The following is a 12,778-nucleotide window of genomic DNA, read 5'->3' on the forward strand; positions in this document are numbered from 1 at the left end:
AAGAAAGGTGCATATTCTTCCATTGGATCACCCTTGGAGGAAGTTTAAAATAAACCCATATAAAAGATCATTTTTATCTAATACAAAATAGGACATTTCTATTTAACGGAAAACAGGACATTTTCATTTTGCTGTTACACTTAGCAAATGCCTAAGAAGATTCCGGCTATGTCCAGCAAAAAGTTTATTGCCCTCCTTGAGAAAGATGGAGTTACATTCCTCAGACAGAAAAGAACAAGCCATGGAATGTTTCAACGGATTAAAGGCAAAGAGGTTTATAGGGCACCTATCGTAATGAACAAAGGAGAACTCTCTCCCAAATACATCAAACTTGTCTTTCGTCAGTTAGGTTTTTCAGATAAAGAGATAGATAACCTCTTGCAAAAAGGGACGGTTATAAACTAATGTGTGTTATCTTAAAGAAGTGTTACAAAAATTGGTTTCAAATTTACCGTTGCAAATTTAGCATTTAAAATTTGAGGAAAGAAATATAGAGACTAAGAAATAGTGATGAATTTACAAGAAGTAGTTTCAAGATTAAATTTAGAAGTTAAGTCAGGTTTTGAGGTGTTGACTAATGAAGTCAACGGAGGATATGTTTCTGATCTATTATCCGATGTCATGGCCAATGCCCAAAAAGGAAATATTTGGGTTACCTTGCAGATTCATCAAAATATTGTGGCTGTGGCTGATTTAAAAGAATTAGCTGGAATTATATTAGTTGGCGCTCGTCAACCAGAAGAAGATACTCTCCAAAAAGCAGTCCAAAAAAAGATTCCTATTTTGGTAAGTAAGATGTCTGCTTTTGAAATAGTAGGTAAGCTCTACCAATTTGGTATCAGGTATGACTGAGTTATAACACCTATTAATGAAAATTTGACATAGAGCAAATTAATTGAATGCCAACGAGTTTATCTTTTATTGCTCGGTATTATTTCCTATATTTAATTTTCGTTAATAACTACTATATTAGGCATCTGGCCTAATAAGATAAAAATCTTTTCGAGCTCTTTATTGGGCAATGAATTTATTTAAAGCAGATCTTCATATCCACACTTGCCTTTCTCCTTGTGCCGAGTTGGATATGACCCCTAAAGCCATAGTCAGAGAAGCAAAGAATAAAGGCATAGACATAATTGGGATAAGCGACCATAATTCCGCGGAGAATGTAGTGGTTGCAAAAAAAGTAGGTCAGAGAGAAAACTTAACAGTGATAGGGGGAATGGAGGTTACCTCAAGTGAGGAAGTTCATCTTTTAGCTTTCTTTGACGAAGATGAAGATCTCTTGAAATTTCAAGAGCTGGTGTATGAAAATTTAATGCCGGGGGTAAATAATCCAGAGTTCTTAGGTGAACAAGTAGTAGTAAATGAAATTGATCAGGTCTTAGGTTTTAATCAAAGGTTATTGATAACGAGCACTAAGTTATCTATTTCTAAATTAATAGAGAGCATTCATATTTTTGAAGGTATGGCTATAGCTGCTCACATAGATAGAGAAGGATTTGGAATTATTGGTCAATTAGGGTTTATTCCACCTGACTTAAAGTTAGATGGCTTAGAAGTATCATCCCGAGTTTCTTATGAAGAGAGAAGGAAGAGATTTCCTAAGAGACATGGTCTTTCTTTTATTACCAGTTCTGATGCTCATTACTTACCAGATATTGGTAAAGGCTTGACTCAATTTTTAATAAAAGAACCAACTGTTAAAGAGATGAAGATGGCTTTGAGTGGGAAGGGAAAAAGAAAGATAAGGTAAAGAGTGAAGGATTTATCCTTACATATTCTCGATATCGTTGAAAATTCAATTCAAGCAGGAGCAAAGAGAGTTAAGATAAGAATTACTGAAGAGTTAAAGCAGGACTTGTTCTTAATTGAAATAGAAGATGATGGCCAAGGAATAAAAGAGGAGGTACTTCAACAAGTCTTTGATCCGTTCTTTACTACTAAGAACAAAAAGGTAGGCTTAGGATTACCCCTTTTTGCTCAAGCTGCTAAAGAAGCAGAAGGGAGATTGGTGGTAGATTCAAAGATTAATAAAGGCACAAAGATTACGGCAATCTTTAAATATAGTCACCTTGATCGCAAGCCATTAGGCGATATGGCCGAAACAATGATAGTTTTAATTGCTGGTCATCCAGAGGTAGATTTTTTGTATGAGCATAAAAAAGGAAGGTGGAAATATTCCTTAGATACTGCTAAAATAAAAGTTGGTTTAGAAGGGGTGCCTATAAATTATCCAGAGGTGATTAAGATCATCCAAAATGATATTAAAGAAGGATAACTACTATGGAAAAAAGATGCCAATGTGTCAAGACTGAAATAATCTCTGAACAATGGGAAAAGATAGATGAAATTATTGCCAGGTATAAGACTAAGCCTGGGGCTCTTATCCCTGTTTTAGAGCAAGTGCAAGGGGTAGCCGGGTTTCTTCCTGCCCAAGTCCAACGTCGGATTGCGGAAGGACTAAATGTTTCACCAAGTATGGTTTACGGGGTAGTATCTTTTTATTCTTTCTTTACTATGGTGCCACGAGGAAGACACTTGGTTAGGGTCTGCATGGGAACAGCCTGTTACGTAAAGAGAAGCGATGAAGTTTTAGAAAAGATAAAGCAAGAATTAAAGGTTGAGGTCGGCGGGATGTCTGAAGATGGAAGATTTTCATTAGAGAGCGTCCGTTGTTTAGGGGCTTGTGGATTAGCACCGGTAGTAGTTGTAGATAATGATACTCATGGAGCGATTGACTCAGTTAAAATTATGAATATTGTCAATCAATATGAGTGAGATTACTATAAAAACGTGAGGTTAAGAGTATGTCAGGATTGACCATAGAGGATTTGAAGAGGATTAAAGAGGATTATCGTGCTACCGCGACATTGCGGGAAGGTGGATTTAGAGTCAAAGTCACGATTCATATGGGAACTTGTGGCCTGGCCGCTGGAGCGCGAAAGGTGATGACTGCTTTAATGGATGAGGTAATAAAAGAGAAGGTGAAGGATGTCATTATTACTACCTCTGGTTGTGCGGGACTTTGTAGTCGCGAGCCAATGGCCACAGTGGAATTAATAGATCAGCCACCAGTAAAATATGTTGACTTGGATGGAAATAAGATAGTTAGAATATTTAGCGAACATGTTCTTTCTGGGAAGCCAGTGCAGGAGTATGCCTTAGTGATGGGCAGTGAGACGACTTATTAATGGAGAGAAAGTTAATGAGGAAAATATGGAGCAATTTAGAGCAAATCTTTTAATCTGTGCCGGTACTGGTTGTGTTGCCAGTGGCTCTCTCAAGGTAAAAGCTGTATTAGAAGATGAGCTAAAAAAGAAAAATTTACAAAATGAAGTCCAGATAGTTCTAACTGGTTGTAATGGTTTTTGTGCTAAAGGACCGTTGATGGTCGTCTATCCGGAAGGCATATTTTATCAAGGACTTAACCCCGAAAATATACCATTCTTAGTCGAAGAGCATTTTTTAAAGGGCAGACCGGTCAAGAACCTGATGTATATCCCCCCAGTCGAGAAATCACCTATTCCTCTGATGCGAGATATACCCTTTTTTAGCCACCAGATATTGCGGGTTTTGCGTAATCGTGGCTTGATTGATGCGGAGAAGATTGATGAGTATATTGCCAGAGATGGATACTTAGGGATGGGCAAAGCCTTACTTGAGATGACACCTGAACAAATAATCCAAACAGTCAAAGAATCTGGTTTACGTGGCAGAGGGGGAGCTGGCTTTCCCACCGGACTAAAGTGGGAATTTTGTGCTAAAGCCCAAGGTGAGGTCAAGTATATTCTCTGTAATGGTGATGAGGGAGATCCTGGGGCATTTATGGACAGGTCTGTTTTAGAGGCTGATCCTCACGCTGTCTTAGAGGGAATGGCAATTGGAGCTAAGGCAATTGGCGCTCACCAGGGCTATTTATATGTTCGGGCAGAGTATCCCTTGGCTATTACAAGATTAGAGATTGCCATTGCTCAAGCAAAGGAGTATGGGCTTTTGGGCAAGAACATCCTGAACTCCGGCTTTGACTTTGAGGTGGAGATATATCAAGGTGCCGGTGCCTTTGTTTGTGGTGAAGAAACGGCCTTAATGACCTCAATCGAGGGAAAGCGTGGTATGCCTCGTCCAAGACCGCCATTTCCTGCCCATAAAGGTCTATGGCAGAAACCATCTGTTCTGAATAATGTAGAAACCTTGGCCAATATCCCACAAATTATTTTAAATGGTGGACAATGGTATGCTAGCCTTGGAACTGAAAAGAGTAAAGGAACTAAGGTCTTTGCCTTAACCGGAGCAATAAACAATATTGGTTTGATAGAAGTCCCAATGGGAATTCCTTTACGTCAAATTATCTATGATATTGGTGGTGGAATACCAAATAAACGTAAGTTTAAAGCTGTTCAGATGGGTGGTCCCTCTGGTGGCTGTATCCCAGAAAGCCTTATAGATACACCTGTTGACTATGAATCCATTACCCAGACTGGGGCGATTATGGGTTCTGGCGGTATGGTGGTAATGGATGAGACGACTTGTATGGTAGGAATTGCCAGGTTTTTCTTAGAATTCACCCAGGAAGAGTCTTGTGGAAAATGTGTCCCTTGCCGGGTAGGCAGCAATGTGATGCTAAATATGCTTCATGAAATTACCGAAGGCAGGGGCAAAGAAGGAGATATTGAGTTGCTTCAGGAATTAGCCGAGCAAATTAAAGATGCATCTTTGTGTGGCCTTGGCCAGACAGCACCTAACCCGGTTCTGACTACGATTAAATACTTTCGAAATGAGTATGATGCCCATATTAAAGATAAATATTGCCCAGCTCACTCTTGTTTGGCTTTGCTGAAGTTTGAAGTAAATCCAAAGTTGTGTAAGATGTGTGGACTTTGTGTTAAAGACTGCCCGGTAGAGGCTATTAAATGGGAAAAGAAGCAGGTGGCGGTAATAGATAAAGAGAAGTGCATCAAATGTAAGACTTGTCTCGCTAATTGTCGATTTATGGCCATTGAGTAATGGAATGAATATATGAGTAATAAATGGGCTATAACTCCAGAAAAAGTTCAAACTATTATCCAGAAGATTATAGAACTTAGCCAGCCACGGAAAATAATCCTTTTTGGCTCTTATATTCGTGGAAATAGCCACTTAAACAGCGATCTTGATATTTTAATAGTAACCAAAGATGAGATGGAAAGCCCACGCAAGGAAAGCGTTAGAATCCGCCATGCATTAAAGGGAACACATATTTCTATGGATATATTGGTTATTTCAGAGAGCAAGTTGAAAGAATTGGCGAATGTACCTTATTTAATTTATAAAGAAGCAATAAGACATGGAAAGGTTATTTATGAATCCATCTAAAAAAAGAAGGTTGCTTGTTTTGCCGGAAGAATGGCTGAAGTCCGCACTCAGCGACTTAAAACTCGGTAAACTTGGCAAGGAAAATGGAGATATTTTAGAGGAGCAGATTTGTTTTCATACTCAGCAGGCTGCTGAAAAGGCATTAAAATCTATCCTTCTCTTTTGTAAGATTGATTTTCCATTAACCCATGACATAGAAGAACTTTTGGATATATTATCAGAAGCGGGGATTACTCTGCCCCAGGATATTATGGACGCAGGTATCTTAACCCCTTATGCTGTTGAAACACGATACCCTGGCTATTGGGAGGAAATAACAGAAGAAAATGTGGATGAAGCTATAAAACTTGCTGAAAAGGCAGTCAAATGGGCTGAAAAATATATGGCTAAAACTACAGAGATAACAGAGGAAGAAATTAGATGATAACTCTAACCATTAATGGAAAAGAAGTTCAGATTGAAGATGGGGCAACTATCTTAGAGGCTTGTGAGCTGGCTGGAAGTAAGGTTCCTACGCTTTGCCATGACAAGCGACTATTGCCTTTTGGTGCTTGTCGAATTTGTCTGGTTGAAGTAGAAAAAACAAGAACAAAATTTACTCCTTCTTGTAGTACCCCGGCTACTGAAGGAATGGTGGTTAAGACTACTACCCCTGAGATTATTAAGGCGCGAAAGACTATTTTAGAGCTTCTGCTGATCAATCATCCTCTTGATTGTCCTATTTGCGACAAAGCCGGAGAATGTACTCTTCAGGAATTAGTTTATGAATATGGTGTTTCCGAGAATAGATTTAAAGGTAAAAAATTAGCTTTACCCGTTGATCATCTTAGTCCGTTGATTGAGCGAAATTTAAGTCGTTGTGTTTTGTGTGGCAAGTGTGTTCGGATTTGTAACGAGGTTCAAGCAGTAGGAGAGATAAGTTTTATTAATCGAGGTATGAAGACCTATATAGGGACAGATTTTGACCGGTCATTAGATTGCGAATTTTGTGGTCAGTGTATTTCTATTTGCCCAGTAGGAGCTTTAAATTCAAGGCTCTTTAAGTATAAAGCTAGGGTTTGGGACTTAAAGGAAACAGTAACCCTTTGTCCTTATTGTTCAAATGGGTGTTCTTTGGTGCTGGGTGTTAAAGATAATGAGATCAAGAGGATAAATAGTTGTGGTCAGGTAGGCATAAACGAAGGTAATCTTTGTTCTAAAGGAAGGTTTGGCTATGAGTTTGTTAATCATCCAGAGAGATTGAAGAAACCACTTCTTAAAAAAGATGGTCAGTTTAAAGAAGTTACCTGGACTGAAGCTTTAGATTTTGTATTCTTAAGGCTTGACAAAATAAAGATAGAGAGGGGTGCTGGCTCAATTGGCGCTCTTGGTTCTGCCCGGCTAACTAATGAGGAAGTATATCTTTTCCAAAAATTAATTGGTCAAGGAATAGGTAGTCGTCATTTTGACTATGGTGGTGGTTATAGCTATCAAGGATTGGTGGGCTTAAAAGAAGCTTTAGGTTATGCTGCTTCTACTAATTCTATTAGTGAGATTAGAAGAGCAGAATCTATTTTACTCTTAAGAGCTGATTTGAGTGAAACCCATCCTAACATAAAGGTAGAGGTAAATTTAGCCGTTAATCGAAACAAGGCTAAGTTAATAATAGCTAACTACCGAAGGACAAAACTTAGCCCTCAGGCTGAAATTAACTTAATCTATAAACCAGGAACAGAAGTAACTTTAATTAATGGAATGATCAAGGTGATCATAGAAAATGACTTAATCAATAAAAGCTTTATTAATGAAAAGACAGAGGGAGTAGAGAAATTAAAGTTACTTCTAGAGAAATATACACCAACCTATGTAGAAAAGGTATGCAAGATTAGTCCTCAAGAATTAGAAAAGGCGGCTAAAATTTATGCCAAAACAGAAAAGGCTCTTATCATAGTGGCTACTGGTATGGCATGGGGTGGTAATGATAAAGATATAGCTTATGCCGTGAGTAATTTAGCTTTAATTACTGGACATCTGGGCAAGGAATCAACCGGAGTGTATTTTTTAGGTGAGAAGAATAATTCTCAGGGCGTCTTAGATCTAGGAGCTTTATCAAGATTTCTGCCTGGGTCTGGGTCGGTGGATAGCCAAGAATACAGGGCGCTGGAAATGCTTGAGCCTGGAAGGCTTAAGGCGATGTATATAGTGGGAGAAAATCCCCTGCTTACTTATCCTTTGCCTAAGATAAAAGAAGCTCTCGAAGCTTTAGAGTTTCTAATAGTGCAAGATATGTTTATGACCAAGACAGCAGAATTAGCAGATGTTGTTTTGCCAATTTGTAGTTTTGCCGAAAAAGAAGGAACATATACCAATTTAGAAAGAAGGGTTCAAAAGCTAAAGAAAGCCTTGCCTTGTCTGGGCGAGAGTAAACCTGATTTAGAGATATTTACTAACTTGTGTAGACGATGGGGAGTTGAGGTGCCTCAAGATATATGGCTGGAGATCGTGGCGACTATTCCTATGTATAAAGAGATTGATAAACCATGGGGAGGTAGTATTCTTTACATAGAAAAAGATTGGAAGGGTAAGTTTATTGCAGTAGAAGACCAAGAAATAAGTTTCGATGATAAATTATTACTAGTTTTTACTCCTGGTCATCTTTATTCTGGCTCTCTGAGTGCTTGGAATTTATCTTTACTTAAAGTTGGAGAGCCTATGGTTGAAATCAATGACCAAGAAGCAAAAAGATTTGGTGTGGAAGATGGAGACGAGGTAATAGTGAGTTCTAAAAAGGCAAGTGTTCAAGTCAAGGTAAAAATAAGTTCCGAGGTTCCTAAATATGTAGCTGTGGTTCATCTTTATCCCACCACAAATATGGTTTGTTTGCTTGGAAAAGAGATGATGCCCATAGAAGGAAGTATTAAGAAGATTTAAATAAACTGGAGTTGGTGAAGCATGAAACAATATGCACCAAAAGTAAATTTTGTCATTACTATCATTGAACTAATTCGAGGTTTACTGGTTACCTTTAAGCATTTATTTATGCCAGCAGTAACTCTTCAGTATCCAACCCAACGTTGGAAAGTAGCGGAAGGATATCGAGGATTACAGAGGTTGAAGGTAGATGAAGATGGTCGAGAGAAATGTGTAGGGTGTGGCTTGTGTGCTAAGTATTGTCCAGCCGAAGCCATTAAGATAACGACTAAAGTTATGGATAAGCCAGATATTCAAGGTTATGATAAAAAAGTAGAGACTTATGTAATCGATATATCGAGATGTATCTTTTGTGGATTTTGCGTAGAAGCTTGTCCCAAGGAAGCTATTAGTATGTCTAAGAACTATGAAATGGCTTGTTACAACCGGGAAAGTATGATTTATGATTTGGATAAACTAACGAAAGAGTTAGAAGTGACAAAATATAAGTAAAGGTAAGCCTTTAGCCATCAGCGGTCAGCTAATAAAAAAATAACTGATAGTTAGAAGTTGATATCTAAACGTTTACCAATATTTTAATGAGGTTATCAGATGCAATTTTTGTATGATACGCAACTATTAGTAAATAATATTCATAGCTTCTTGTTTGGAATGTGTAGTCTTTATGGACTGCCGGTAGTTCTTGTGACGATAGTGGCGATGGTGATAACAGTGGCTCTGGTGGGTGGATTTATTTCTGTTAATGTGATGTTACTTGTTTTAGCAGAGCGTAAGATTGCTGGCCATATTCAAGATAGACTTGGGCCAATGAGGGTTGGTCCTCATGGGATCTTACAAACAGTAGCTGATGCCATTAAGCTTTTGCTTAAAGAAAGCATTAGGCCTAAGATAGCTGATAAGTGGGCATATTTCTTTGCTCCAGTAATTGTAATGGCTCCTGCGATTATGACTTATCTTATTATACCTTGGTCCCCGGGATTAATTATTCGTGACCTAAACTTAGGACTACTTTATCTATTAGCCGTTAGTAGTCTTGGAGTGATTGGCATTATCTTAGCTGGTTGGTCATCTGGAAATAAATATTCATTGCTTGGTGGCTTACGCTCTGGCGCTCAGATTGTGAGCTATGAAGTAGCGATGAGCCTTTCGGTGATTGGTGTTATTATGCTTTGTGGTTCTTTGAAGATCAGTGAGATTGTTGAGGCCCAACAATATTGCTGGTATGTGGTCAAGCAACCTTTAGCCTTTTTCTTATTTATTATTGCCGCTACTGCTGAATGTAATCGTGCTCCCTTTGATCTACCGGAGGCAGAATCAGAACTAGTAGCTGGATTCCATACTGAATATGGAGGAATAAAGTTTGCTATGTTTTTCTTAGCTGAGTATGCTAATATGTTTGTTGCTTCGGCCATGGGCGCTACCTTATTTCTTGGTGGATGGCAGGGACTACCTATTCTTGGTTTGGCTTTACCACCTCTGGTCTGGTTTTTATTAAAAACATATTTAATAGTCTTTGTCTTTATCTGGTTTAGGTGGACTTATCCCCGAATTCGGGTTGATCAATTAATGAGTTTTGGTTGGAAAGTTCTTCTACCTTTAGCCTTTTTAAATATTGGTATCACAGGTTTAGTCATGGTCTTAGGGTGAGGTGAGGCGATGGATTGCTTAGAAAAAATTTGTTCTTTATTGCCGAATATGACCTTTTGGATCTTAGCTTTGATGGGTATTATTTGTGCTGTTTTGGCAGTTACAGTAAGGAATCTTGTTCATGCGGTCTTGTTTTTAGCCGGATTCCTGATGAGCGTGGCGGGGCTTTTTATTACCCTGGAGGCTGAATTTTTAGCTCTTGTTCAAGTTCTTATCTTTGTGGGGGCTATTGTGGTCTTATTTATGTTTTTGATTATGCTCACCCATCAGATTACCGACTTATCTGTGCCTCAAGGCAATCAATTAAAAGGGGTAGCAGTGATTGTGGCTACGGTTTTATTTGGGCTTATTTTTTATCTCTTAAAAGCCATGAAATGGCAGGAAGTTGTTCTGCCTGTTAAGGGTGATATAGCCAACATAGGAAGATTATTGCTCAGTCCTTATGTTTTAGCATTTGAGCTTGTTTCAGTAGCGTTACTGGTAGCCTTAATTGGAGCAATAGTTATTGCCAGAAAGAAAGAATAAGCAGAAAACAAGGTTTAGCTTAATTTTATAAATGATCGTTATTTTAAAGGAGATGTTTCTATGGGTCTTACCAATTATCTAATATTAGGGGCTGTATTTTTTTGCATCGGTATTTACGGTGTCTTAGTTAGACGGAATGCAGTGATGATCTTAATTTCCATTGAGTTGATGCTTAATGCGGCTAATCTTAATTTTGTAGCTTTTACTAAATATGTTGATCCAGTCAAGCTTACCGGACACATCTTTACTATCTTTGTAATTACTATTGAAGCAGCCGAAGTAGTAGTAGGATTAGCTATTATTTTAGCTGGTTACAGGTGTCTGAAGAGCATCAAAGTGGAAGATATTAACTTAATGAAATGGTAAATGATTTGTAATTAAGAAGGGGTTTTTTTATGATCAATAATGCGTGGTTAATTCCAGGGTTACCACTGATAGCTTTTATAATAATTACCTTTTTTACCAAGAGGTTAAGGAACATCTCTTCTTATCTCTCTATTGGTATAATGATGGGTTCATTCTTGTTAGCTTGCGGGGTGTTAAAAGAGGTAATCATTAGACCAGGTAGATATGAATTTAGCCTTCCTTGGTTTGAGACAGGAAGTTTTCAGATAGAAGTGGGGATGTTGATAGATCCTTTGTGTGCTGTGATGTTGGTAGTAGTTACCTTGGTAAGCTTGATGATCCAGATATATTCGCGAGGATATTTAGAGACAGAGAAAGATGTTGATTTTTCGAGATACTATTCATTTATCTCTTTATTTACCTTTTCCATGTTAGGTTTGGTGGTAGCAAATAATTTTGTGACTATATTTGTGGGTTGGGAATTAGTAGGGCTTTGTTCTTATTTATTAATTGGTTATTGGCATCACAAGCCTTCGGCAGCCGCGGCAGCCAAGAAAGCATTTATTATTACCAGATTAGCTGATGCTGGTTTCTTAATTGGAATCTTATGTATAGCTTTTTATGCCGGGACATTTAACTTTTTAGTCATAGAAAGATTAATTCAAGAAGGTCAACTTACTGCTGGAATATTATCGACGGTAGCTATCTTGATATTTTTAGGGGCTATGGGTAAATCAGCTCAGTTTCCATTTCACACTTGGCTTCCAGATGCCATGGAAGGGCCCTCCCCAGTTTCTGCCTTGATTCACGCCGCGACTATGGTGGCTGCAGGAGTATACTTAGTAGCCAGAACATATGCCATCTTTGATGCAGGTTTAGATTCGTTAATTGTGGTAGGATATGTAGGTGGATTTACCGCCTTGTTTGCGGCAAGTATTGGTTTGTGTCAAAACGACATCAAGAGAGTATTAGCTTATTCAACCTTAAGTCAACTTGGGTATATGATGTTAGCATTAGGAGTAGGTGGGTTTACAGCTGGTATGTTCCATCTGACTACCCATGCTTTCTTTAAAGCCCTCTTGTTTCTTGCGGCGGGAAGTGTCATTCATGCGATGCGCTCTAATGATATTTGGGATGCTGGCGGGTTAGGCAAGAAGATGCCGGCTACGGCAACCGTATTTATTATTGGTTCACTGGCTATTTCAGGGGTGCCGCCATTTGCTGGATTTTGGAGCAAAGAAGAGATTCTTGTAGCTGCTTACACTTCTGGTCATCTGCCTTTATTCATTATGGGGGAAATAGGGGCATTTTTAACAGCTTTTTATATGTTTAGACTTTGTTTTGTTACTTTTGGGGGGCAGCTTCGAAAAAAAGATGCTCATCCTCACGAATCACCCTTAGTCATGATCTTCCCTATGGGTATTTTGGCTTTTCTTTCCATCGTTGCTGGACTGATTGACTCACCGTGGATGGGTCACTGGTTTGGAAAATTTGTCTTCTTTGAGAGCCAGCATTTAAGAGAAGCTCATGGAGGGCACCAAATAGTAGCCATATTATCCCTTTCGGCAGCTTTTCTTGGGATATTAGGAGCCTGGCTTGTTTATGGAAGAAAAGTTATCAGTCTTGAGTTTATTAAACCTACGGTTATTTACAAGACAGTGTTCAATAAATATTATTTTGATGAGATCTATCAAGCAGTGATCATAAAGCCATTTGTGGGGCTAACGAGATTTGCCCTAAGTTTTGATTCAAAGGTAGTTGATGGCTTAGTTAATGGAGTAGCAAGTATTACGGCTGGGTGTGGAGCAGTGATTAGGCATCTCCAGACAGGTTTGGTTCAGACTTATATGATAATGGCTATGAGTGGTTTGATTGTCTTGTTATTCATTTGGATGTTTTAAGTAAAAGGAGCAAGTGATGGATTTTTCAATCTTAAGCTGGATAGTCTTTACACCATTAATAGGAACTATCCTGATCTTATTTGTTCCGAGAGAGA

At 38.5% G+C, this 12,778-nt stretch carries 15 protein-coding genes; all 15 read left to right on the plus strand.

The window, feature by feature from the left end; genetic code table 11:
• Window positions 1–168 precede the first annotated feature (168 nt).
• The 15 genes from KJ849_02115 to nuoL all read left to right on the plus strand — a co-directional run bounded on the left by KJ849_02115 (window position 169) and on the right by nuoL (window position 12,683).
• The gene (locus KJ849_02115) at window positions 169–405 is read left to right on the plus strand and encodes a type II toxin-antitoxin system HicA family toxin (GenBank protein ID MBU2599356.1); all 237 of its coding nucleotides are present in this window, start codon (window positions 169–171) and stop codon (window positions 403–405) included.
• Window positions 406–510: 105 nt separating this feature from the next.
• Entirely contained in the window at window positions 511–852 is a 342-nt protein-coding gene (locus KJ849_02120; GenBank protein ID MBU2599357.1) for a serine kinase, read from the plus strand.
• 169 nt (window positions 853–1,021) lie between these two features.
• Window positions 1,022–1,756: a PHP domain-containing protein gene (locus KJ849_02125; protein MBU2599358.1), complete on the plus strand. Its 735-nt coding sequence runs from the start codon at window positions 1,022–1,024 to the stop codon at window positions 1,754–1,756.
• A 3-nt stretch (window positions 1,757–1,759) separates the two neighbouring features.
• Complete coding sequence (locus tag KJ849_02130; GenBank protein MBU2599359.1) at window positions 1,760–2,281, plus strand: ATP-binding protein; 522 nt, start codon at window positions 1,760–1,762, stop codon at window positions 2,279–2,281.
• A gap of 5 nt (window positions 2,282–2,286) precedes the next feature.
• Complete coding sequence (locus tag KJ849_02135) at window positions 2,287–2,781, plus strand: NAD(P)H-dependent oxidoreductase subunit E (protein MBU2599360.1); 495 nt, start codon at window positions 2,287–2,289, stop codon at window positions 2,779–2,781.
• A gap of 29 nt (window positions 2,782–2,810) precedes the next feature.
• Window positions 2,811–3,194, plus strand: coding sequence for a (2Fe-2S) ferredoxin domain-containing protein (locus KJ849_02140; GenBank protein ID MBU2599361.1), 384 nt, complete (start codon window positions 2,811–2,813; stop codon window positions 3,192–3,194).
• Window positions 3,195–3,219: 25 nt separating this feature from the next.
• On the plus strand, window positions 3,220–5,007 hold the full coding sequence (gene nuoF / locus KJ849_02145; protein MBU2599362.1) for an NADH-quinone oxidoreductase subunit NuoF: 1,788 nt from the start codon (window positions 3,220–3,222) through the stop codon (window positions 5,005–5,007).
• Between the two features lie 12 nt (window positions 5,008–5,019).
• Window positions 5,020–5,355: a nucleotidyltransferase domain-containing protein gene (locus KJ849_02150; GenBank protein MBU2599363.1), complete on the plus strand. Its 336-nt coding sequence runs from the start codon at window positions 5,020–5,022 to the stop codon at window positions 5,353–5,355.
• Window positions 5,342–5,779 (plus strand): HEPN domain-containing protein, encoded by a 438-nt coding sequence (locus tag KJ849_02155; GenBank protein ID MBU2599364.1) that lies wholly within the window; start codon window positions 5,342–5,344, stop codon window positions 5,777–5,779. Before KJ849_02150 ends, KJ849_02155 begins: the two co-directional genes overlap by 14 nt.
• On the plus strand, window positions 5,776–8,265 hold the full coding sequence (nuoG, locus tag KJ849_02160) for an NADH-quinone oxidoreductase subunit NuoG (protein MBU2599365.1): 2,490 nt from the start codon (window positions 5,776–5,778) through the stop codon (window positions 8,263–8,265). Before KJ849_02155 ends, nuoG begins: the two co-directional genes overlap by 4 nt.
• 21 nt (window positions 8,266–8,286) lie before the next feature.
• Complete coding sequence (locus KJ849_02165) at window positions 8,287–8,757, plus strand: NADH-quinone oxidoreductase subunit I (protein ID MBU2599366.1); 471 nt, start codon at window positions 8,287–8,289, stop codon at window positions 8,755–8,757.
• A gap of 99 nt (window positions 8,758–8,856) precedes the next feature.
• Complete coding sequence (gene nuoH / locus KJ849_02170) at window positions 8,857–9,912, plus strand: NADH-quinone oxidoreductase subunit NuoH (protein MBU2599367.1); 1,056 nt, start codon at window positions 8,857–8,859, stop codon at window positions 9,910–9,912.
• A gap of 9 nt (window positions 9,913–9,921) precedes the next feature.
• Entirely contained in the window at window positions 9,922–10,437 is a 516-nt protein-coding gene (locus tag KJ849_02175) for an NADH-quinone oxidoreductase subunit J (protein MBU2599368.1), read from the plus strand.
• A 60-nt stretch (window positions 10,438–10,497) separates the two neighbouring features.
• Window positions 10,498–10,803, plus strand: a complete 306-nt coding sequence (gene nuoK, locus KJ849_02180; GenBank protein MBU2599369.1) for an NADH-quinone oxidoreductase subunit NuoK — start codon at window positions 10,498–10,500, stop codon at window positions 10,801–10,803.
• 29 nt (window positions 10,804–10,832) lie between these two features.
• Window positions 10,833–12,683 (plus strand): NADH-quinone oxidoreductase subunit L, encoded by a 1,851-nt coding sequence (gene nuoL, locus KJ849_02185; GenBank protein ID MBU2599370.1) that lies wholly within the window; start codon window positions 10,833–10,835, stop codon window positions 12,681–12,683.
• Window positions 12,684–12,778 lie beyond the last annotated feature (95 nt).

Source organism: bacterium (genome assembly GCA_018830565.1).
Lineage (GTDB): Bacteria > UBA9089 > JAHJRX01 > JAHJRX01 > JAHJRX01 > JAHJRX01.

Excerpts from the sequence above, each read along its gene's own strand:
- KJ849_02150 (MBU2599363.1), top strand. The coding sequence starts at position 5,020 with ATGAGTAATAAATGGGCTATAACTCCAGAAAAAGTTCAAACTATTATC.
- nuoG (MBU2599365.1), top strand. The coding sequence starts at position 5,776 with ATGATAACTCTAACCATTAATGGAAAAGAAGTTCAGATTGAAGATGGG.
- nuoL (MBU2599370.1), top strand. The coding sequence starts at position 10,833 with ATGATCAATAATGCGTGGTTAATTCCAGGGTTACCACTGATAGCTTTT.
- KJ849_02165 (MBU2599366.1), top strand. The coding sequence starts at position 8,287 with ATGAAACAATATGCACCAAAAGTAAATTTTGTCATTACTATCATTGAA.
- nuoH (MBU2599367.1), top strand. The coding sequence starts at position 8,857 with ATGCAATTTTTGTATGATACGCAACTATTAGTAAATAATATTCATAGC.
- nuoK (MBU2599369.1), top strand. The coding sequence starts at position 10,498 with ATGGGTCTTACCAATTATCTAATATTAGGGGCTGTATTTTTTTGCATC.
- KJ849_02120 (MBU2599357.1), top strand. The coding sequence starts at position 511 with ATGAATTTACAAGAAGTAGTTTCAAGATTAAATTTAGAAGTTAAGTCA.
- KJ849_02140 (MBU2599361.1), top strand. The coding sequence starts at position 2,811 with ATGTCAGGATTGACCATAGAGGATTTGAAGAGGATTAAAGAGGATTAT.
- KJ849_02115 (MBU2599356.1), top strand. The coding sequence starts at position 169 with ATGTCCAGCAAAAAGTTTATTGCCCTCCTTGAGAAAGATGGAGTTACA.
- KJ849_02155 (MBU2599364.1), top strand. The coding sequence starts at position 5,342 with ATGAATCCATCTAAAAAAAGAAGGTTGCTTGTTTTGCCGGAAGAATGG.
- KJ849_02175 (MBU2599368.1), top strand. The coding sequence starts at position 9,922 with ATGGATTGCTTAGAAAAAATTTGTTCTTTATTGCCGAATATGACCTTT.
- KJ849_02135 (MBU2599360.1), top strand. The coding sequence starts at position 2,287 with ATGGAAAAAAGATGCCAATGTGTCAAGACTGAAATAATCTCTGAACAA.
- nuoF (MBU2599362.1), top strand. The coding sequence starts at position 3,220 with ATGGAGCAATTTAGAGCAAATCTTTTAATCTGTGCCGGTACTGGTTGT.
- KJ849_02125 (MBU2599358.1), top strand. The coding sequence starts at position 1,022 with ATGAATTTATTTAAAGCAGATCTTCATATCCACACTTGCCTTTCTCCT.